Origin of the sequence: Allobosea sp. BE125, from assembly GCF_031456075.1 — a bacterium.
Classification (GTDB): domain Bacteria; phylum Pseudomonadota; class Alphaproteobacteria; order Rhizobiales; family Beijerinckiaceae; genus Allobosea.
In genome coordinates, this window is record NZ_JAVDTY010000008.1 from 167,221 (window position 1) to 186,982 (window position 19,762).

Sequence of the window (19,762 nt, forward strand, 5' to 3'; positions counted from 1 at the left end):
CCGGCAAGGCTGGATTGACGTGCGACCGATCATTGATATATCACCTATGTCGCTGAGAGCCGAAGCTCGCCTGTTTGCAATCTGCAAGCGAAACGGGCCGGCACGCAAGGAGCTTTGTGCCATGAGCTATTGGACCGGCGTTCTGCCTGCGGTTACGACGAAATTCACGAGCGACGATCGTCTCGACATCCCCGAAATGGAGCGTTGTTTCGCTCTCCAGATCGAGGCCGGCGTGCATGGCCTGATCGTCTGCGGCTCGCTCGGCGAGGCCTCGACGCTGGAGCCTGACGAGAAGATCGAGGTCCTGAAGGCCGCTTTGCGCGTCGCCGATGGCAAGGTACCGGTGCTGCTGACGGTCTCGCAGGGCTCGACCAGGGCTTCGTGCAAGCTGGCGGAAGCCGGCGCCGTAGCCGGAGCGGCGGGTTTCATGGTGCTGCCCGGCATCCCCTATAAATCCGAGCCGCACGAGACGGCCGCCCATTACCGGACCGTTGCCAAGGCCGGCGGCCTGCCGGTGATGATCTACAACAATCCGCCCGCCTATGGCGTCGATATCCCGCCCGCCATGCTGGCGGAGCTGGCCGACGAGCCGCTCTTCACGGCCATCAAGGAATCCTCCGACGACATCCGCCGCATCAGCGAGATCAAGTCGCTCTGCGGCGATCGCTTCAAGGTGCTGACCGGCGTCGACAACCTCGCCTTGGAAAGCCTGGCGATGGGGGCTGATGGCTGGGTCGCGGGGCTGGTCGTGGCCTATCCGCGCGAAACGGTGGCGATCTACGAACTCGCCAAGGCCGGCCGCATGAACGAGGCGATCGCGATCTATCGCTGGTTCCGCCCCCTGCTCGATCTCGACGTCTCGGCGAGACTCGTCCAGAACATCAAGCTGGTCGAGGCGCTGGTGATTGGCTCCAATGACCGCTGCCGCGCCCCGCGTCAGGCGCTGCAGGGCTCCGAGCGCGCCCGCCTCACGACGATCGTCAAGGCAGCTGAAGCCACGCGTCCGACGCTGCCGAGTTTCTAAAAGACCCGAGTTTCTAAAAGACCGGAGACGCCATGGCCTTCGCCTGCACCCTCCCCGCCATCCCGACGCTCCAGCAGGACGACGAGGCGATCCGGATCACGCGCTGGGATTTCGAGCCCGGCGCCGTGACCGGCTGGCATAGCCATGGCTGGCCCTATTTCGTGGTGATGCTGGTCGCGGGCACATTGCGCATCCACGACGGCAAGACGGAAACCGATGTGCCGCTGGCGCAGGGCCAGGCCTATATGCGCCCGGCCGGTGTCCAGCACGACGTCATGAACGGCTCCGCCCACCCGATCGCCTTCGTCGAGATCGAGGTGAAGCAGCCCGGCGCGCTGAAGGAATTGTCGCTGCCATGAAGGCCCTGTCGTGAAGATCGCCGTTATCGGCGCCGGCATCGTCGGCTGCGCCATCGCGCATGCCTTGCTCGACGAGGGCCACGAGGTCCTGATCCTCGACAAGGAAGGCCCCGCTTTCGGCCCCTCCCGCGGCAATGCCGGCTGGATGGCCCATACCGACATCCTGCCGATCGCCAGCCCCAAAAATCTGCGGCAGGTGCCGAAGTTCCTGCTCGACCCGCTCGGGCCGCTCTCGATCCGCCCGGCCTATTTCCCCAAGCTCCTGCCCTGGCTCGTCCGCTTCGTACTGGCGGCGCGGCCGGATGCCTATGAGCGTTCGATCCAGGGGCTCGCCGCCCTGCAGCAGCTCGCCTTGCCGGCCTGGCTGGCGCGAGCCGAGAGCCTGGGCCTCAGCCGCCACATCCATCGCCAGGGCGGGCTCTATGTCTTCACAGACAAAGCGGCCTTCGACGAAGCCGGCCATGTCGCCAGGCGACAGGCGGAGTTCGGCATCAAGGTCGAGATGATCGGCCCCGAGGAACTCAGCCAGTTCGAGCCGGCGCTGAAGCCGCGCTTCGTCGGCGCGGCCTTCCATCCCGACACCGCCCATATCAGCGATCCCCTGCAATTGACGCTGGCGCTGTTCGAGGCGGCGCTGGCGCGCGGCGCGGTCTTCGAGAAAGCCGAGGTCAGCAATATCTCGACGGGCGAGCGCCCCTCCCTGATCGGCCCCGATGGCTGGCAGCGCGTCGTCGATCGCGCCGTGATCGCGGCCGGGGCATGGTCGAAGCCATTGGCGGCGGCACTTGGCGATGCGGTCCCGCTCGACACCGAACGCGGCTACAATGTCAGCTTTCCCGGCGTCACCGGCCTGACCTCGCGCCCGGTCGGTTTCGAGGGCCATGGCTTCGTCATGACGCCATTGGAAAGCGGCCTGCGCATCGGCGGCGCAGTCGAGTTCGGCGGGCTGAAGGCAACGCCCAATCACGCCCGGACACGCAGCCTCTACGACAAGGCCGCGAGCCTCGTCGACGGCCTCCCGCCCTTCGAAAGCGGCACGCTCTGGATGGGCTTCCGGCCTTCACTGCCGGATTCATTGCCCGTGATCGGCGAAGCGAGCCGCAATCGTAACGTCGTCTACGCCTTCGGCCACGGCCATTACGGCATGACGCAATCGACCGCGACGGCGGGCCTCATCGCCGCGTTGATCTCCGGTCGTAAGCCAGCGATCGATCTCGCGCCCTTCAGTCCGCACCGGTTCTGAAGGCGATGACGGCGGGCCCGATCTTCAGCATCGCGATGATGGCGGACGCGAAGGCCGCCTTCGCTTTCGCACTCGAGCGCAGCCGCCCGTCACATGAATCAAGCTCTGAGCCGACGAGGCCAAGACAATGATTCGAATCCTGTTTCTGGCCAGCCTCGCCTGCCTCGGCGGCTGTGCCAGCCTCGCGCCGCTTTCGTGTTCGCCGGGCCAGCAAGCGATGCTCGTTGCCGAACTCCTGTTCGGCCGTAATATCGGCAACAGGCCCGGCGTCAGCGAGGCCGCCTTCGGGCGCTTCGTCGACGAGGAGGTCACGCCACGCTTCCCCGACGGGCTGACGATCCTTGCAGGACAAGGGCAGTATCGCGATACGACGCGTGGTGTCCTAGTGCGCGAGCAGGCCAAACTCCTCGTCATCGCCCTGAAGGACGAGCCCGAGGGGCGCGCCAAGCTGGCGGCCGTTGCCGAAGCCTATAAACAGCGTTTCAACCAGCAATCGGTCGGCACGATCCTGAAGCCGGCCTGCATATCCTTCTGAGTGGATGCCATGACGACCCACACCTTCTTCTGCGTCGACGGCCATACCTGCGGCAACCCGGTGCGCCTCGTCGCCGGCGGCGGCCCTGCCCTGAAGGGCAACACCATGGTCGAGAAGCGCGCCCATTTCCTGGCTGAGTTCGACTGGATCCGCACCGGGCTGATGTTCGAGCCGCGCGGCCACGACATGATGTCGGGCGCAATCCTCTACCCGCCGACGCGCGAGGACGCCGACATCGCCTTCCTCTTCATCGAGACTTCGGGCTGCCTGCCGATGTGCGGCCACGGCACGATCGGCACCGTCACCATGGCGCTGGAGCGCGGGCTGGTGACGCCGCGCCAGGAGGGCGTGCTGAAGATCGACACACCCGCCGGCCTCGTCACCGCGACCTATGTCCGCAACGGGCCTTATGTCGACAGCGTCCGCATCACCAACATCGCCTCCTATCTGCACGCGACCGGCCTCTCCGCCGAGATCGAGGGGCTGGGCGAGGTCAAGGTCGATGTCGCCTATGGCGGCAATTTCTACGCGATCGTCGATCCGCAGGACGCGATCCGCGACATCGCCGAGGTGAACCCCTCCGATCTGCTGCGCTGGAGCCCGAAGCTGCGCGCGGCCCTCAACGCGAAATACCAGTTCGTCCATCCCGAGAACCCGGCGATCAACGGCCTCTCCCACATCCTCTGGACCGGCGCGCCGACGAAGCCCGAGGCGCATGCCCGCAACGCCGTGTTCTACGGCGACAAGGCGCTCGACCGCTCGCCCTGCGGCACCGGCACCTCCTCGCGCATGGCGCAATGGGCCGCGCAGGGAAGGCTCAAGGTCGGCGACGACTTCGTCCATGAGAGCATCATCGGCACGCTCTTCCGCGGCCGGGTCGAGGCGGCAGCGAAGGTCGGCCCCCACGACGCGATCATCCCTTCGATCGAGGGCTGGGCCCGGATGACCGGCTACAACACCATCTTCATCGACGACCGCGACCCGCTGGCGCATGGCTTCCAGCTCGCCGATCGCGCCTGACGCCGCGAAATTGCCGCTGCGTCAAGCGATGCGGCCGCGCTCCGTTGGAAGCCGATTGGGCGCAGAAAGATCATCCTAGACGGTTTTTCGCATCGATATCCACAGCCCATCGGGCCCAAATACCCGCTGCGAAGGTGCCCACCTCGCAATCATCTTGCGCGAAATCGCCGCCGTACCGCAGAGATGCCTGCACAAACAGCAGGCAAAACGTGCCAGATTGCTTTTGACAGAATTGTGGCCCGGCGCGATTGTCGAAGCCGCAAGCCGTTGGTAGCTCTGCGTAGCAATCGCATCCCGCATGCGCCGGCGTCATGCCGCCGAAAAGAACGGGAGCGGATGAGAGGGGTTAGGCGTCGTCAATGGAAGTATTTCTCCAGCAGCTCATCAATGGGCTGACCCTGGGGTCGATCTACGGCCTCATCGCCATCGGCTACACGATGGTCTTCGGCATCATCGGCATGGTGAACTTCGCCCATGGCGATATCTTCATGCTGTCGGCCTTCATCGCGCTGATCTTCTTCATGCTGATCGCCTCCTGGTTCGGTGCCGGGCTGATCGTGGTGGCGCTCATCATCGTGCTCGCTCTCGCGATGTTCTTCACCTCGCTGTGGAACTGGGCGATCGAACGGGTCGCCTACCGGCCGCTGCGCGGCTCCTTCCGCCTCGCACCGCTGATCTCGGCGATCGGCATGTCGATCTTCCTGTCGAACTTCGTCCAGGTCGTGCAGGGCCCGCGCAATAAATCGACCGCGCCGATGCTGAACGACTCGATCACGCTGATCGAAAGCGCCACCTATTCGGTCCAGATCTCCTACAAGCAGATCGTCATCATCGTGACGACGGCCGTGCTGCTGGCCGCCTTCTGGTACATCGTCCAGAAGACGCCGCTCGGACGGGCCCAGCGCGCCTGCGAGCAGGACCGCAAGATGGCCGCGCTCCTTGGTATCGACGTCGACCGCACGATCTCGATCACCTTCGTGATGGGCGCGGCGCTCGCGGCGGTCGCCGGCGTGATGTACCTCGTCCTCTACGGTGTGGTCTCATTCAATGACGGCTTCATCCCCGGCGTGAAGGCCTTCACCGCCGCAGTGCTCGGCGGCATCGGCTCGCTACCCGGCGCCGTCATCGGCGGCCTGCTGATCGGGCTGATCGAGGTGATGTGGTCGGCCTATTTCACCATCGACTACAAGGACGTCGCGGCCTTCTGCATCCTCGCGATCGTGCTCGTCTTCATGCCCTCGGGCATCCTTGGCCGCCCCGAAGTCGAGAAAGTCTGAAGCCATGGCGACGACCATTTCGACGCCCGCGGCGCCTCCTCGCGACTTCAAGGCAGCGCTCAAGGAGGCCGGCTTTGCCGCCCTCGTCACCTTCGGCCTGTGCATCCCGATCATCGCCTGGGGCACCCGCCAGAACATGGAAAACGTGCTGGTGCTCGACCAGCGCTGGGAGGCCGTTGCCTGGGCGGTCGCCATCGTCTTCATCGGTCGCTTCCTGGTCGTGCTGCGCCAGCAGGGCAAGGCCGACCGGAAATCGCTGGTGCGCTTCCTGCCGCACGGCACCTTCGCCTTCTTCCAGCGCCACTCCGGCATCTTCTCGGCGCTGGGGCTGGGCTTCCTGATCACCTTTCCGCTTATCGCGGTCATGCTGACCGGCTGGGGCGGCGCGCTGAAATGGATCGACAATTTCGGCGTCCAGATCCTGATCTACGTCATGCTCGGCTGGGGGCTGAATATCGTCGTCGGCCTCGCCGGACTGCTCGACCTCGGCTATGTCGCCTTCTATGCGGTCGGCGCCTATTCCTACGCGCTGCTGGCCAAGAATTTCGGCCTGTCATTCTGGCTCCTGCTGCCGCTCTCCGGGATCCTCGCCGCCTTCTGGGGCATGCTGCTCGGCTTCCCCGTGCTGCGGCTGCGCGGCGACTATCTCGCCATCGTCACGCTCGCCTTCGGCGAGATCATCCGCCTCGTCCTGATCAACTGGGTCGATTTCTCGAACGGCTATGCCGGCATCTCCGGCATTCCGCGGCCAAGCTTCTTCGGCATCCCCTTCAATGCCAGCGATGAGGGCTTCGCAGCCGTGTTCGGGCTGGAATTCTCGCCGCTCTACCGAACGATCTTCCTCTACTACCTGATCCTGGCGCTTGCCCTGCTGACCGCCTTCGTCTCGTTGCGACTCAGACGGTTACCGGTGGGCCGCGCCTGGGAAGCCTTGCGCGAGGACGAGATCGCCTGCCGCTCGCTTGGCATCAACACCACCAACACCAAGCTCACCGCCTTCTCGATCGGCGCCATGTTCGGCGGCTTCGCCGGCGCCTTCTTCTCGGCGCGGCAGGGCTTCATCTCGCCGGAATCCTTCGTCTTCATGGAATCGGCGATGGTGCTGGCGATCGTCGTGCTCGGCGGCATGGGCTCGCTCTGGGGCTGCGCTATCGCGGCGATCGCCATGATCGGCGGTACCGAGCTGCTGCGCGAGCTCGACTGGCTGAAGGCGTTCTTCGGCAATGATTTCGACCCGACCAAATACCGCATGCTGATCTTCGGTCTGGCCATGGTGGTGATCATGATCTGGAAGCCGCGCGGACTGATCTCGACACGCGAGCCGACGGCCTTCCTCAAGGAAAAGAAGGCGATCTCGTCCGACATGGTCCAGGAGGGCCACGGCTGATGACTACCGCCCCGCTTCTCCAGGTCGAGCATGTCACCATGCGCTTCGGCGGCCTCACCGCCGTCAACGACCTCTCCTTCGAAGCCCGCAAGGGCGACATCACCGCGTTGATCGGCCCCAACGGGGCCGGCAAGACCACGGTCTTCAACTGCATCACCGGCTTCTACAAGCCGACCGAAGGCATGATGGCGCTGACGCATGACAGCGGCGCGAGCTATCTGCTCGAACGGATGCCGGACTTCCGGATCTCCTGGAAGGCGAGGGTTGCGCGCACCTTCCAGAACATCCGTCTCTTCGGCGGCATGACCGTGCTGGAGAACCTGCTCGTCGCCCAGCACAACCCGCTGATGATCGCCTCGGGCTTCACCTTTCTCGGCGTGCTTGGCGTCGGCGGCTACAAGGCACGCGAGAAGGAGGCGATCGAGAAGGCCAAGTTCTGGCTGGACAAGATCAGGCTGACCGACCGCGCCGACGATCCCGCCGCCGACCTGCCCTATGGCGACCAGCGCCGCCTCGAGATCGCACGAGCCATGTGCACCGAGCCGGTCCTGCTCTGCTTGGATGAACCGGCCGCCGGCCTCAACCCGCGCGAGAGCCATGACCTCAACGAGCTGCTGCTCTCGATCCGCAAGGATATCGGCACGGCGCTTCTGCTGATCGAGCACGACATGTCGGTGGTGATGGAGATTTCGGACCATGTCGTGGTGCTCGACTACGGCACCAAGATCGCCGACGGCACACCGGCCGAGGTTCAGGCCGATCCCAAGGTGATCGCAGCTTATCTAGGCGTCGACGACGACGAGGTCGCGGCCGTGGAAGCAGAGGTCGGACTGTGATGACCGAAGCTCAGCCTCTTCTCACGGTACGCGGCGTCAAGACCTATTACGGCAAGATCATCGCCCTCAAGGGCGTCGACATCGATGTCCGCCCCGGCGAGATCGTCACCATGATCGGCGCCAACGGCGCCGGCAAATCGACCCTGATGATGACGATCTTCGGCAACCCGCAGGCGCGCGAAGGCACCATCACCTATGAGGGGCGCGACATCACCAAGATGCCGAGCCACCTGATCGCGAGGCTGGGCATCGCTCAATCCCCAGAGGGACGACGCATCTTCCCGCGCATGACCGTCTACGAGAATCTGCAGATGGGCGCGGCCGTCCGCGACCTCGCCCATTTCGAAGAGGACCTCGAAAAGATCTGCGTTCTCTTCCCGCGCATCAAGGAGCGGCTGCAGCAACGCGGCGGCACGCTCTCAGGCGGCGAGCAGCAGATGGTGGCGATCGCGCGCGCCCTGATGGCCAGGCCCAAGCTCCTCCTGCTCGACGAACCCTCGCTGGGGCTTGCCCCGCTGATCGTGAAGCAGATCTTCGAGGCGATCCGGGAGCTCAACAAGACGGAAGGGTTGACCGTCTTCCTGGTCGAGCAGAACGCCTTCCATGCGCTCAAGCTCGCCCATCGCGGCTATGTCATGGTCAACGGCGTCATCACCATGAGCGGCACGGGCCAGGAGCTGCTTGCCAATCCGCAGGTGCGTGCCGCCTATCTCGAAGGCGGGAGGCACTGACATGCAAGGTATCCTCTACGAAGAACCGACGGTCTGGCTGTTCCTGCTGGTCACGGTGGTGATGGGCGGCTGGCTCGCCTGGATGTCGGGCCGCGCCGTGGCCAAGGCATGGAAGCCTACATTCCAGCTCGTGCTCTACATTCTGGTTCTCGGGCTCGCCGTACGCTTCATCCATTTCGCGCTGTTCGAAGCGACGCTGCTGACGCTGCACTACTACATCGTCGATACCATCGTGCTGATGGCTTTCGGCTTCGCCGGCTGGCGCTACAACCGCGCCAGGCAGATGACGACCCAATATCGCTGGCTCTTCGAGCGCACCGGCCCATTCAGCTGGAAAGCGCGCGAAGGCGTAAAGATCAGGGCCGAAATAGCCTGAAAATAGCGACGAGCTTGACGCGTGACAGACCGTTGAAAAAGCGCAAGACTGCGTTTCACGGTAGCCGCGCGCGCCGAGACGGGCGGACCATCCAGCCCGTTCATAGTAATCACAGGGGAGTCTGATCTCATGAAGAAACTGCTGTTGAGCGGTATCGCGCTCGGCGCCGTCCTCGCCTTCTCCGGCGTGGCGAATGCACAAATCAAGTTCGGCGTCGCCGGACCGATCACAGGCCCCAACGCTGCCTTCGGCGCCCAGCTGAAGAACGGTACCGAGCAGGCGATCGATGACATCAACGCGGCTGGCGGCATCATGGGCCAGAAGATCGCGCTGTCCGTCGGCGACGACGTCTCCGATCCCAAGCAAGGTGTCTCCGTCGCCAACAAGTTCGTCGGCGACGGCGTCAAGTTCGTAATCGGCCACTTCAACTCCGGCGTCACCATGCCGGCCTCGGAAGTCTATGCCGAGAACGGCATCGCGATGATCTCGCCTTCGGCCACCAACCCGAAGATCACCGAGCGCGGCCTGTGGAACGTGTTCCGCACCTGCGGTCGCGACGACCAGCAGGGTGAGGTCGCGGCGGCCTATATCGCCAAGAACCTCAAGGGCAAGAAGATCGCCATCGTCCACGACAAGACCACCTACGGCCAGGGCCTCGCTGACGAGACCCGCAAGGGCCTGACCAAGGCGGGCGTCAAGGACGTGCTCTATGAAGGCGTCAACGCTGGTGAGAAGGACTATTCGGCGCTGATCTCCAAGCTGAAGTCCGTCGGCGCCGACTACCTCTACTGGGGTGGCCTGCACACCGAAGGCGGCCTGATCGTGCGCCAGATGCGCGACCAGGGCCTGAAGACCGTGATGATCTCGGGCGACGGCATCACCACCGACGAGTTCGCCACGATCGGCGGCCCCGGCGTCGAAGGCACGCTGATGACCTTCCCGCCGGACCCGCAGAAGCGTCCTGAAGCCGCGGCTATCCTCAAGAAGTTCGAGGCCCGCAAGTTCAAGCCGGAGGCGTATACGCTCTATTCCTACGCCGCCGTCGAGATCTTCAAGCAGGCTGCCGAAGGCGCCAAGTCGCTCGATCCCAAGAAGGTCTCCGAGTACATGCGCTCGGGCAAGACCTTCAAGACCGTGATCGGCGACATCACCTACGACAAGAAGGGCGACATCACCCGCCCGGACTACACCGTCTACACCTGGAAGAAGGGTGCCGACGGCAAGATCACCTATGTCGAGAATTGATCTCGACTAGCAGATCGCCACTCTTTGGTGAGAGACGGATTCAGATGTCAGATGGGATCACTTTGTGAACCCATCTGACATCATCAGGCTCTTGCGTGAAACGAGACCGCCCCGGAGCAATCCGGGGCGGTTTTGTTTTGGAGGTGCCCGAGCCGGGCATCCGCGTCATTGCGAGAAGAGAAAGCGACGAGGCAATCCAGGGAGGACTGTGCGAGGCCTCCCGGATCGCTTCGCGCGCGCCCGCAATGACGACCGAATCAGATCCGCAGCTGCTCAGCCCAAGCGTCTGAGAAAGCTTGCGAACTGCAAGAGCCCGTCCGGCCAGGGGCCATGCCCGGAATCACTGTTGAGGTGGCCGCTGTCGCCGGCGTCGACGAAGGTCGCGCCCCAGGCTTCCGCCAGCGCCTTCGCCTCGTCCAGCGAACAATAGGGATCGGTCGCGCTGGCGATGACAGTGGCCGGAAAGGGCAGCTTCTCGCGCCGATGCACGGCGAATTCGGCTTCCATATCCGGAAGGGCGCGCTTGGCGGCTTCCGACGGCGGAGAGACCAGGAACGCCCCCGCGACCTCGCCGGGCTTCAGATGTTCGCCCGCATGCGCGACCGCGCTGACGCCAGCCGAATGCGCGACCAGCACCACGGGCCGCGTGGCGGCCCGCACCGCCTCGACGATGCGCGCGGCCCATTCCTCGCGCCGCGGCCTAAGCCAATCCGCCTGCTCGACGCGACGCGCCGTTGGAAGCCTGGCCTCCCAGCGGCTCTGCCAATGATCAGGCCCGGACCCGGACCAGCCAGGGATGATGAGGATGTCGGCTTCGGAGGATTTCATGAAAGCTCAGATAGCGACGCTCGCGCGCTTGTCCAGACGTGGATTGCTCACCCCTCCCCGAACACCCGCGCAAAAATCGTATCGACATGCTTGAAATGGTAGCCCTCGTCGAACATTGCCTCGAGCTCAGCGTTTGACAGCTTCGCCGTGACGTCCTTGTCCTTCTTGAGATTGGTGAGGAAATCCTCGCCATGCTCCCAGGTGCGCATCGCGTTGCGCTGGACGAGGCTGTAGCTCTCCTCACGGCTGGCGCCGGCCTGGGTCAGGGCCAGCAGCACGCGCTGCGAATTGTGCAGACCACCGAGCCGATCCAGGTTCTTGCGCATGTTCTGCGGGTAGATCAGCAGCTTGTCGACGACGCCGGTAAGGCGGGCGAGCGCGAAATCGAGCGTCACCGTGGCGTCGGGGCCGATCATGCGCTCGACCGAGGAGTGAGAGATGTCGCGCTCATGCCAGAGCGCCACATTCTCCAACGCCGGCACGACCATGCCGCGCACGAGGCGGGCAAGCCCGGTCAGGTTCTCGGTGAGAACCGGGTTGCGCTTGTGCGGCATCGCCGAGGAGCCCTTCTGGCCGGGCGAGAAGAACTCCTCCGCCTCATAGACCTCGGTGCGCTGCAGATGCCGGATCTCGGTCGCGAGCCGCTCGACCGAGGAGGCGACGACGCCGAGCGTGGCGAAATACATCGCATGCCGGTCGCGCGGGATGACCTGGGTCGAGACCGGCTCGACGCTCAGCCCCATCTTTTCCGCAACATAGGCTTCCACGCTCGGATCGATATTGGCGAAGGTGCCGACCGCGCCCGAAATCGCGCAGGTCGCGATCTCGGCCCGGGCCGCGACCAATCGAGCCCTGCAGCGGTCGAACTCGGCATAGGCCTGCGCCAGCTTCAGCCCGAAGGTCACCGGCTCGGCGTGGATGCCGTGCGAACGACCGATCGTCGGCGTCAGCTTTTGCTCGAAGGCCCGGCGCTTGATCGCCGCAAGCAGCGCATCGACATCCGCGATCAGCAGGTCGGTGGCGCGCGCGAGCTGCACCGAGAGCGTCGTGTCCAAGATGTCCGAGGAGGTCATGCCCTGATGGACGAAGCGGGCTTCCGGCCCGACGATCTCGGCCAGATGCGTCAGGAAGGCGATGACGTCATGCTTGGTGACGCGCTCGATCTCGTCGATGCGCGCGACATCGAAGGTCGCGTCCTTGGCCTTGGCCCAGATCGTGGCCGCAGCCTCCTTCGGCACCACGCCGAGTTCGGCGAGCTTGTCGGTGGCGTGCGCTTCGATCTCGAACCAGATCCGGAAGCGGGTCTGCGGCTCCCAGATCGCGACCATCTCGGGGCGGGAATAGCGCGGGATCATCGTCTCGTCCTTGTGACAAACGAGCCCTCATCCTGAGGAGCGCTCTGCAGGAGCGCGTCTCGAAGGATGCTCCAGAAGGCGCTCGCTGGATCATCCTTCGAGACGCCGCTTCGCGGCTCCTCAGGATGAGGGCTGTACTAAAATCTCAAACCCACTGCCCGCGCGCGGCTTCGGCCGCCTTACGGATCGCGGAGATATTGGCGGCATAGGCGGCAGGCCCGCCCTTGAACACGGCAGAGCCGGCGACGAGGACATTCGCTCCGGCCTTTGCCGCCAGCGGCGCGGTCTCAGGGCTAGCCCCGCCGTCGATCTCGAGCGCGATCGGCCGCTCGCCGATCATGGCGCGCACCCGGGCGATCTTCTCGAGCACGGAGCGGATGAAGCTCTGCCCACCGAAGCCGGGATTGACCGTCATCAGCAAGATCAGGTCGAGATCGTCGAGCAGCGGCTCGATGGCGCTTTCATGCGTGCCGGGATTGAGCACGATGCCGGCCTGCTTGCCATGGCCCCGGATCGTCTGCAGCGTCCGGTGGGGATGCGGCCCCGCCTCGACATGGAACGAAATGAGATCGGCGCCCGCCTTGGCGAAGGCTTCGACATAAGGATCGACCGGCGCGATCATCAGATGCACGTCGAAGAGTTTCTTGGTGCAGGGGCGGATCGCCTTCAGCACATCCGGCCCGAAGGTGATGTTGGGCACGAAATGCCCATCCATCACATCGCAATGGATCCAGTCGGCTCCTGCCTCGTCGATCGCGCGCACCTCCTCGCCCAGCTTCGAGAAATCGGCCGAGAGGATCGAGGGGGCGATGCGGATGGGAGCGCTCATGCGCCAAGCGTTTAACGCCCGCAAGCCGGCGCCGCAATCAAATCCAGATGCTTTTCAACGCCGCTTCACCGGGTATGACAGCCGCCTGTCGGCCTCAGCCACTTCCTCCACCGCCACCGCGAAGGCCGGCCGGTCGCTCAAGCGGCCAAACCAGCCGGCAAGCTCGCTATAATCCGCCAGGGACGGGCCGCCGAGACGCAAGCCCCACAGCAAGGTCATGAACAGCGCGATATCGGCCGCGGACAACGCCTCGCCGAAGAAGTCGCGACCGGCCAATCGCTCATTGAGCCCGCAATAATGCCGCGCGAGCTCGGCCTCGGCGATCAGCGCATCGGTCTCCTGCGCCACCCGCTTGTTGCGGTCGGCCGTCGGCGGCTCGCTACGATGCATCAGCGGGCGCACGGCCATGAACAGGATTTCGTCGGCGAAAAGCTCGTCCAGCCGGCAGCGCGCACGCTCCGCCGGGGTCTTGGGATAGAGCGACGGCTGCGGATAAGCTTCATCGAGATATTCGAGGATGATCGTGGAATCGTAGACGACCAGCCCTTCGTCGTTCAGGATCGGCACCTGCCTTTTCGGGTTCAGCGCCAGCACTTCAGGATGCCTCGGCTCATAGCCTGCGGTCTGGCTGAAGGGCACCATGATGCGCTCAAAACGCAGCGCTTTCTCCCGCAATGCGATCTCGACCTTGCGGGAGAACAGGCTGAGCGGCCCGGAATAGAGCGTGATCATGACGGTGAGGTCCCGGTTACGTTGAGGTGACCCTCGCAAAGCGAGCCGTCAGCTCACGGCAGGAGACTTCAGGCCCAAGACTTCAGGCCCCAGACTTCAGGCCCCAGACTTCAGGCCCACGACTTCAGGCCTCCGTGTGGCGAATACGCGCCGCGAGGCCGCGCAGCAGCCAGGGTTGCAGATAGATCGGGAACTGCGCCAGGGCAAAGAACAGGAAGGTCGAGGGTGGCACGCCTGCTCCCAGCGCCGCGACGATCATGCCCATGTTCCGCTGGCCCGAGCCGTAGCCGATCATGAAGCGCTCCGAGGCCGGCAGGCGGCGCAGGGCGAGATAGGCGGTCAGCAGCCCGAAACCCGAGACCGCGAAGACGCAGGCCAGGAAGAGCAGCACGCGCTTGGGATTGTCGATCGCGGCTTGCGTGACGCCGTCCATCGCAGCGATGGCGAAGATGAAATACATCAGCACGCCAAAGCCATCGAGATTGGCCTTCATCCCCTTGATCCGCTCGACGCCGAGCCAGCTCCGCAAGGCCGCCGCGACCGCCATGCCGCCGCCGACGAAGAGCAGAAGCCTGAACGCCAGCACCCAGCTGTCGAGCGGCACCGCGGCGCCCGCCAGCAATTCGACCAGGAAGGGCGCGACGACAGGGCTGATGATCGTGGTCAGGATGACGCAGGCGATGATCAACGACGGCTCGAAGCCGTAGAGGATCGCGACCGCCGGCGACGACATGATCGGCGGCGCCGCCCCCATGATGGCGAGCCCGAGCAGAAGACCTGGATCGAGCGCCTCCCGGCCAAGCAGGAGGAAGGCCCCGCCGATCAGCAGGACCGGCGCTGCGATCAGCCAGAGACAGGAGAGGATGAGCTTGCCCGGCCGCCGCACGAGCCCGGCGATGATGCCGAGATCGGCCCGCATGAACACGATCGTGGTAAAGCAGAAAATCGTGATCGGCAGCACCGGGCGCGCCGCAGCCGAGAACTGCGGCAAGGCCAGTCCAAGGAAGATCGAGAGCGCGAAACCTTGCGTGCCATGGCGGCCGAGCCAGGCCAAAGCGGCGGCGATTGAAGCGGCGAAACGCGAAAGCATGAAGGCCCGGCTTGGACTGGAAGGGCCGCGACACTCGCCGATCCAGCGCCTTGCGTCACCCACCATCGCCGCAGGCCCGCCCTGCGTGCGCAGAAAATTGCAAGGAAAAGCCGGCAAAGCGAGGCAAACCCACAGCTTGCAGCCAATTGGCGCAAATCTTGCGAAACTTTGGCTGCAAGGCCGCAAAAATACGCCGTGGCGCTGACATCGCCCCGCAAACGGCTATTTTGCTGCGGTAGCAGGTTGGCAGGAGCATAAGATGCAGACGGATACCATCGTCCTCGGCGCAGGGATCGTCGGCATTTCGGTGGCGCTGCATCTGCAAAAGGCGGGCCGCTCCGTGCTGCTCGTCGACAAGCGCGGTCCCGGCCAGGAGACGAGCTACGGCAATGCCGGGCTGATCCAGCGCGAGGGCGTCTACCCCTACGGCTTCCCGCATGATTTCGGCGCGCTCATCCGCTACGCGATGAACAACACCATCGACGCGCATTACCATTGGAGCGCGATCCCCAAGCTCGCGCCCTTCCTATGGTCGTACTGGATGCATTCGCGCGCCTCGCAGCATGAGGCCATCGCCCATAAATATGCGACGCTGATCGAGCATTGCGTCAGCGAGCATGACGCGCTCGCGCAGGAGGCCGGCGCGACCAATCTGCTGCGCCGCAAGGGCTGGATGAAGGTGTTCCGCACCGCAGCCCAGCAGGACGCGCGCCTGGCCGAGGCCGCACGCTGGAACCGCGATTTTGGCCTGAACTACAAGGCGCTCGATGTCGCGACGCTGCGCAGCGAGGAACCGCATCTCGACCAGAGCCTGATCGGCGGCCTGCACTGGACCGACCCGGTGACGGTGGTTGATCCGCTGGGCCTGTCCAAAGCCTATGTCGCGCGGTTCGAAGAGCTCGGCGGCAAGCTCGCGCTCGGCGATGCCGGCACGCTGGTGCAGGACGCCGCCGGCTGGAGCGTGACGCTCACTGATGGCACCAAGGCCCAGGCCAAGGACGCCGTCGTCGCGCTCGGCCCCTGGGCCGATGTTGTGACCACCAAGCTCGGCTACCACCTGCCGCTCGCGGTCAAGCGCGGCTACCACATGCATTACAAGGCGCAAGGCAACGCCGTGCTCAACCACCCGGTGCTCGACACCGAGCGCGGCTATTTCCTCGCGCCGATGCTGCAGGGCATCCGCCTGACGACGGGCGCCGAATTCGCCGACCGCGATGCGCCCAAGACGCCGGTCCAGCTCGCCCGCGCCGAGCCGATCGCCAGGACGCTGTTCCCGCTTGGCGAGCGGGTCGATGCCGAGCCCTGGCTCGGCCGCCGGCCCTGCACACCCGACATGATGCCGATCATCGGCCCCGCGCCGAAGCACAAGAACCTGTGGTTCTCGATCGGCCACGCCCATCACGGGCTGACGCTGGCGGCCGTCACGGGCCGGATGATCGCCGAGATGGTGACGGGCCAGAAGGTCTTCGTCGATCCGACGCCGTTCTCGGCCGCGCGGTTCGGCTAGGTGGTGTCATCCCGCGCGCGCTGCAGCACTGTGTGCCGCAGCGCGTGCGGGATGACAGCCCTGCACCGCGCGCCCTCGCCTCGCGCTCCGCGACCTGCCACCATCGCCGCCGCTCTCGATTCCAGCACAAGGTTGCGCCATGGCCCTCGCCGAAGCTCCCGTTCAGGACAATGCCTACGTCGCCGCGCTCGCACTGCTCGACCGCGCGCCGATGATCGACGGCCATAACGACCTGCCCTATGTCATCCGCCAGGATCGGGCTGCGAAGGGCGATGTCGGCGTTTACGATCTGGCGAAGCTGCATCCCGAGGTCGACACCGACATTCCGCGCATGCGCGCCGGCAAGCTCGCCGGGCAGTTCTTCGCGGCCTATGTGCCGCCGAACCACCCCAAGCCCGCCGGCTTCGCGCTCGCCCAGATCGCGCTGATGCGCGATATCCTGAAGCGTCATTCGGACGCCTTCCGCCCCGGCCTCTCGGCCGCCGACGTCGCTGCAGCCAAAGCCGAGGGCAGGATCGCGCTGTTCATGACGATCGAGAACGGCTCGGCGCTCGACAACGAGCTCGATGCGCTCGACGCCTATTACGATCTCGGCGTCCGGCTGATGACGCTTTGCCATAACGGCACGCATGATTGGTGCGATTCCGCTACTGACGCCCCCAGGCACAACGGCCTCAGCACCTTCGGCAAGGCGGTCATCGCGCGCATGAACAAGCTCGGCATGGTCGTCGACCTCGCCCATGTCTCGCCCAAGGTGATGCACGACACGCTCGACGTCACAAGCGCGCCGGTCGTCTGGTCGCATTCCAACGCGTTTTCGCTCTGCGACCACCCGCGCAACGTCCCCGACGACGTGCTCGACCGCGTCGCCGGTAATGGCGGCGTGGTGATGGCGACCTTCGTGCCCGATTTCATCAGCCAGGCCGCGCGCGACTGGCACCGCCCAGTCAAGGACCAGTACGGCAAGACGCCCGAAGGGCTCGATTACGCCAAGGCGGAACAGGAGATCGAGCGCAAGGCCGGGCCGCGCCCCAAGGCGACGCTGCCACAATATTGCGACCATCTCGACTACCTCGCCAAACGCATCGGCCACGACCATATCGGCGTCGGCTCGGACTTCTTCGGCTGGGTCAATCCCGATGGGCTCGAGGACACCACGGTCTTCCCCTCGCTGATCGCGGAATTGATCCGGCGCGGCTGGTCGGAGGACAACCTCGAGAAGCTCGCCGGCGGCAACACGCTGCGGGTCATGCGGGCGGTAGAGAAGGCGGCCGCCTGATTCGCGAGGCGGCGCTGAAAGCCAACGCCTCAGGATTTCAGCGCCCCTGGATTGCGTGCCCGCAGAGGCGCGCCCTATACGTGCGGAGATGGGTGATTTATCGGCCAGAAACCGTTGATTTCATTGATCCTTAACCGCCTTCGCTAACCATCCCGGCCGGTAGCAGCAGCTCGAGATGGCCATGATCAACCTGAACAATATCAAGATCGGTACGAAATTCGTCAGCGCCATCATCCTGATGGGCCTGATCGGACTGAGCGCCTGCCTCTATGCCGGCCAGCAGATGAAGCAGGTCGATACCGACTACTCCACCATGCTGGACACCCGCCCCAAGGCGATCCTGGCGAGCGCGCGCGCCTCGCGGACGGCAAACGACCTGATCGCGCAAACCTACAAGGTCATCGCCTACCCTGCCGGAGCGCCGGGGATCGCCGAGGCCAAGGCGCAAGGCGAGACCTCCTATAAGAACACCCTCGCCTATCTCACCGAGGCGGCCACGATCCTGCCGGATATGAAGGAGCGTTTCGAGAGCTTCGCCACCCAGGTGCGCGGCTTGAAGGCCTCGGTCGACCAGGCCATCCAGTTCGGAGAGCAGGATAAGAACACCGACGCGCTGGCGGTGATGAGCACGCTGGACGGCAAGCTTCGCGGGCTCGTCAGCGAGATCGTCGCCTTCAACGGGGCGCTGATCAAGGATCTCGACGCCAAGTCCAATGCGTTGACCGCGACGACCGAGCACACCGCCACCGTCACCCTCGTCGCCAGCATCGCCGGGCTCCTGCTCGGGCTCGTCGGCGCCATCCTGATGTCGTCGCGTACCATCACCCGCCCGCTGGATCGCTTGAAGCTTGCGATGAGCGAACTCGCCGCCGGCAATTTCGACACGGCCGTCGAGGGCGACGCCCGCAAGGACGAAGTCGGCGCCATGGCCAAGACCGTGCTCGTCTTCAAGCAGAACGGCCTCGAAATGCGGCGGCTGGAAGAGGAGACCGTGCAGTCCCGCACCGCCTCCGAGACGCAGCGCCAACAGATCGAGCGCGACCGCGCCGCCAATGCCCGCGAGCAGGAACGCCTCGCCGCGGAGCAGCGCGAGGTCATGGAGCTGCTCGCCGGCGGTCTCGACATGCTGTCCAAGGGCGACCTGACCTGCCGGATCGATAGCGATGTCGCAGCCGCTTATGAGAAGCTGCGCGACGACTTCAACACCGCCGTCGCCCGCCTCAGCGAGACGGTCTCGACGATCCAGGCCACCTCGACCGATGTCGGAAACTCGGCCCGCGAGATCAATATGGGCGCAGACGACCTGTCGAAGCGCACCGAGGAGCAGGCGAGCTCGCTGGAGGAGACGGCCGCCACCACGGAGGAACTCGCAGCCTCGGTGAAGGCCTCGGCCCATTCCTCGAAACAGGCAGTCGCACTGGCCGAACAGGCGATGACGGTCGCAGAGAAGGGCGGCGCCATCGTCACTGACGCGGTCGAGGCAATGGCCCGGATCGAACTCGCCTCGAAGAAGATCTCGGACATCACCTCGGTGATCGACGAGATCGCCTTCCAGACCAATCTGCTGGCGCTTAACGCGGCGGTGGAAGCCGCCCGCGCCGGCGATGCCGGCAAGGGCTTTGCCGTCGTCGCCTCCGAGGTCCGCACGCTGGCGCAGCGCTCCGGCGACGCCGCCAAGGACATCACGGCGTTGATCGGCGAGTCCGGCCGCGAGGTCGAGCAGGGCGTGGCACTGGTGCGCTCCGCCGGCGAGGCGCTCAACCAGATCGTCGAAGCCTCGCGCAAGGTCTCCGCGACAGTGACCGACATCTCGGCCGCTTCGGCCGAACAGGCCAACGGCATCGACGAGATGAGCCAGACCGTGGCGCATATGGACGAGATGACGCAGCAGAACGCGGCCCTCGCCGAGGAAAGCGCGGCCTCGGCCACCTCGCTGCTGAGCCAGATCCAGCGCCTCAACGGCCTGGTTGCGACCTTCCGGACCCATAGCAGCTCAGCCGGCCAGCAAGCTCCCGCAGTGCAGCCGCAGCGCCGCTACGCCGCCTGATCTCAAGCCGGCGGGCCTCCGGGCAGGGATCGCTGGCTCAAAAGGCAGAGACCGCTTCTCAG

19 protein-coding genes are annotated in these 19,762 nt (G+C 65.0%); 14 read left to right on the top strand and 5 right to left on the bottom strand.

The features are described 5' to 3' along the window. Nucleotides 1-121: 121 nt before the first annotated feature. The 11 genes from J2Y55_RS18815 to J2Y55_RS18865 all read left to right on the top strand — a co-directional run bounded on the left by J2Y55_RS18815 (nucleotide 122) and on the right by J2Y55_RS18865 (nucleotide 10,033). On the top strand, nucleotides 122-1,024 hold the full coding sequence (locus J2Y55_RS18815; RefSeq protein ID WP_310156665.1) for a dihydrodipicolinate synthase family protein: 903 nt from the start codon (nucleotides 122-124) through the stop codon (nucleotides 1,022-1,024). A 32-nt stretch (nucleotides 1,025-1,056) separates the two neighbouring features. Then, nucleotides 1,057-1,383, top strand: coding sequence for a cupin domain-containing protein (locus tag J2Y55_RS18820; protein ID WP_310156667.1), 327 nt, complete (start codon nucleotides 1,057-1,059; stop codon nucleotides 1,381-1,383). 10 nt (nucleotides 1,384-1,393) lie between these two features. Beyond that, on the top strand, nucleotides 1,394-2,626 hold the full coding sequence (locus J2Y55_RS18825; RefSeq protein ID WP_310156669.1) for an NAD(P)/FAD-dependent oxidoreductase: 1,233 nt from the start codon (nucleotides 1,394-1,396) through the stop codon (nucleotides 2,624-2,626). Between the two features lie 127 nt (nucleotides 2,627-2,753). Then, on the top strand, nucleotides 2,754-3,161 hold the full coding sequence (locus tag J2Y55_RS18830; RefSeq protein ID WP_310156671.1) for a DUF3574 domain-containing protein: 408 nt from the start codon (nucleotides 2,754-2,756) through the stop codon (nucleotides 3,159-3,161). A 9-nt stretch (nucleotides 3,162-3,170) separates the two neighbouring features. Beyond that, on the top strand, nucleotides 3,171-4,181 hold the full coding sequence (locus J2Y55_RS18835; RefSeq protein ID WP_310156674.1) for a 4-hydroxyproline epimerase: 1,011 nt from the start codon (nucleotides 3,171-3,173) through the stop codon (nucleotides 4,179-4,181). 359 nt (nucleotides 4,182-4,540) lie between these two features. Next, a complete protein-coding gene (locus tag J2Y55_RS18840) occupies nucleotides 4,541-5,458 on the top strand; it encodes a branched-chain amino acid ABC transporter permease (protein ID WP_310156676.1) in 918 nt (305 codons plus the stop codon). Nucleotides 5,459-5,462: 4 nt separating this feature from the next. Next, the gene (gene livM, locus J2Y55_RS18845; RefSeq protein WP_310156678.1) at nucleotides 5,463-6,845 is read left to right on the top strand and encodes a high-affinity branched-chain amino acid ABC transporter permease LivM; all 1,383 of its coding nucleotides are present in this window, start codon (nucleotides 5,463-5,465) and stop codon (nucleotides 6,843-6,845) included. Next, complete coding sequence (locus tag J2Y55_RS18850) at nucleotides 6,845-7,681, top strand: ABC transporter ATP-binding protein (protein ID WP_310156680.1); 837 nt, start codon at nucleotides 6,845-6,847, stop codon at nucleotides 7,679-7,681. The genes livM and J2Y55_RS18850 overlap by 1 nt, the downstream gene beginning before the upstream one ends. After that, nucleotides 7,681-8,412, top strand: a complete 732-nt coding sequence (locus J2Y55_RS18855) for an ABC transporter ATP-binding protein (protein WP_310156682.1) — start codon at nucleotides 7,681-7,683, stop codon at nucleotides 8,410-8,412. The genes J2Y55_RS18850 and J2Y55_RS18855 overlap by 1 nt, the downstream gene beginning before the upstream one ends. 1 nt (nucleotide 8,413) lies before the next feature. Next, nucleotides 8,414-8,788 carry a DUF6867 family protein gene (locus J2Y55_RS18860; RefSeq protein WP_310156684.1) on the top strand — a complete coding sequence of 125 codons (375 nt, stop codon included), beginning with the start codon at nucleotides 8,414-8,416 and terminating at the stop codon, nucleotides 8,786-8,788. Nucleotides 8,789-8,917: 129 nt separating this feature from the next. After that, the gene (locus J2Y55_RS18865) at nucleotides 8,918-10,033 is read left to right on the top strand and encodes a branched-chain amino acid ABC transporter substrate-binding protein (protein WP_310156686.1); all 1,116 of its coding nucleotides are present in this window, start codon (nucleotides 8,918-8,920) and stop codon (nucleotides 10,031-10,033) included. Nucleotides 10,034-10,306: 273 nt separating this feature from the next. Here the strand turns inward: J2Y55_RS18865 and J2Y55_RS18870 are convergent, their stop codons facing one another. From J2Y55_RS18870 to J2Y55_RS18890, 5 genes are all read right to left on the bottom strand, one after another. Further along, nucleotides 10,307-10,861, bottom strand: coding sequence for an RBBP9/YdeN family alpha/beta hydrolase (locus J2Y55_RS18870; protein WP_310156688.1), 555 nt, complete (start codon nucleotides 10,859-10,861; stop codon nucleotides 10,307-10,309). 47 nt (nucleotides 10,862-10,908) lie between these two features. Next, nucleotides 10,909-12,216 (bottom strand): adenylosuccinate lyase, encoded by a 1,308-nt coding sequence (gene purB / locus J2Y55_RS18875; protein WP_310156690.1) that lies wholly within the window; start codon nucleotides 12,214-12,216, stop codon nucleotides 10,909-10,911. 145 nt (nucleotides 12,217-12,361) lie between these two features. After that, nucleotides 12,362-13,045 carry a ribulose-phosphate 3-epimerase gene (gene rpe, locus J2Y55_RS18880; RefSeq protein WP_310156692.1) on the bottom strand — a complete coding sequence of 228 codons (684 nt, stop codon included), beginning with the start codon at nucleotides 13,043-13,045 and terminating at the stop codon, nucleotides 12,362-12,364. A 54-nt stretch (nucleotides 13,046-13,099) separates the two neighbouring features. Continuing rightward, nucleotides 13,100-13,777, bottom strand: coding sequence for a glutathione S-transferase family protein (locus J2Y55_RS18885; protein ID WP_310156694.1), 678 nt, complete (start codon nucleotides 13,775-13,777; stop codon nucleotides 13,100-13,102). Between the two features lie 124 nt (nucleotides 13,778-13,901). Continuing rightward, nucleotides 13,902-14,867: a hypothetical protein gene (locus J2Y55_RS18890; RefSeq protein WP_310156696.1), complete on the bottom strand. Its 966-nt coding sequence runs from the start codon at nucleotides 14,865-14,867 to the stop codon at nucleotides 13,902-13,904. Nucleotides 14,868-15,126: 259 nt separating this feature from the next. Between J2Y55_RS18890 and J2Y55_RS18895 the strand changes: the two genes are divergently transcribed. The 3 genes from J2Y55_RS18895 to J2Y55_RS18905 all read left to right on the top strand — a co-directional run bounded on the left by J2Y55_RS18895 (nucleotide 15,127) and on the right by J2Y55_RS18905 (nucleotide 19,700). Continuing rightward, nucleotides 15,127-16,374, top strand: a complete 1,248-nt coding sequence (locus J2Y55_RS18895) for an NAD(P)/FAD-dependent oxidoreductase (protein WP_310156698.1) — start codon at nucleotides 15,127-15,129, stop codon at nucleotides 16,372-16,374. 139 nt (nucleotides 16,375-16,513) lie between these two features. Continuing rightward, nucleotides 16,514-17,653 (top strand): dipeptidase, encoded by a 1,140-nt coding sequence (locus J2Y55_RS18900; RefSeq protein WP_310156700.1) that lies wholly within the window; start codon nucleotides 16,514-16,516, stop codon nucleotides 17,651-17,653. A 175-nt stretch (nucleotides 17,654-17,828) separates the two neighbouring features. Then, nucleotides 17,829-19,700: a methyl-accepting chemotaxis protein gene (locus J2Y55_RS18905; RefSeq protein WP_310156703.1), complete on the top strand. Its 1,872-nt coding sequence runs from the start codon at nucleotides 17,829-17,831 to the stop codon at nucleotides 19,698-19,700. Nucleotides 19,701-19,762: the final 62 nt, after the last annotated feature.

Coding starts and splice junctions, on each gene's coding strand:
- J2Y55_RS18870 (WP_310156688.1), bottom strand. CDS start 10,861: ATGAAATCCTCCGAAGCCGACATCCTCATCATCCCTGGCTGGTCCGGG.
- J2Y55_RS18900 (WP_310156700.1), top strand. CDS start 16,514: ATGGCCCTCGCCGAAGCTCCCGTTCAGGACAATGCCTACGTCGCCGCG.
- J2Y55_RS18855 (WP_310156682.1), top strand. CDS start 7,681: ATGACCGAAGCTCAGCCTCTTCTCACGGTACGCGGCGTCAAGACCTAT.
- J2Y55_RS18895 (WP_310156698.1), top strand. CDS start 15,127: ATGCAGACGGATACCATCGTCCTCGGCGCAGGGATCGTCGGCATTTCG.
- J2Y55_RS18885 (WP_310156694.1), bottom strand. CDS start 13,777: ATGATCACGCTCTATTCCGGGCCGCTCAGCCTGTTCTCCCGCAAGGTC.
- J2Y55_RS18905 (WP_310156703.1), top strand. CDS start 17,829: ATGGCCATGATCAACCTGAACAATATCAAGATCGGTACGAAATTCGTC.
- J2Y55_RS18850 (WP_310156680.1), top strand. CDS start 6,845: ATGACTACCGCCCCGCTTCTCCAGGTCGAGCATGTCACCATGCGCTTC.
- livM (WP_310156678.1), top strand. CDS start 5,463: ATGGCGACGACCATTTCGACGCCCGCGGCGCCTCCTCGCGACTTCAAG.
- J2Y55_RS18815 (WP_310156665.1), top strand. CDS start 122: ATGAGCTATTGGACCGGCGTTCTGCCTGCGGTTACGACGAAATTCACG.
- J2Y55_RS18830 (WP_310156671.1), top strand. CDS start 2,754: ATGATTCGAATCCTGTTTCTGGCCAGCCTCGCCTGCCTCGGCGGCTGT.
- J2Y55_RS18860 (WP_310156684.1), top strand. CDS start 8,414: ATGCAAGGTATCCTCTACGAAGAACCGACGGTCTGGCTGTTCCTGCTG.
- J2Y55_RS18865 (WP_310156686.1), top strand. CDS start 8,918: ATGAAGAAACTGCTGTTGAGCGGTATCGCGCTCGGCGCCGTCCTCGCC.
- J2Y55_RS18835 (WP_310156674.1), top strand. CDS start 3,171: ATGACGACCCACACCTTCTTCTGCGTCGACGGCCATACCTGCGGCAAC.
- rpe (WP_310156692.1), bottom strand. CDS start 13,045: ATGAGCGCTCCCATCCGCATCGCCCCCTCGATCCTCTCGGCCGATTTC.
- J2Y55_RS18820 (WP_310156667.1), top strand. CDS start 1,057: ATGGCCTTCGCCTGCACCCTCCCCGCCATCCCGACGCTCCAGCAGGAC.
- purB (WP_310156690.1), bottom strand. CDS start 12,216: ATGATCCCGCGCTATTCCCGCCCCGAGATGGTCGCGATCTGGGAGCCG.
- J2Y55_RS18840 (WP_310156676.1), top strand. CDS start 4,541: ATGGAAGTATTTCTCCAGCAGCTCATCAATGGGCTGACCCTGGGGTCG.
- J2Y55_RS18890 (WP_310156696.1), bottom strand. CDS start 14,867: ATGCTTTCGCGTTTCGCCGCTTCAATCGCCGCCGCTTTGGCCTGGCTC.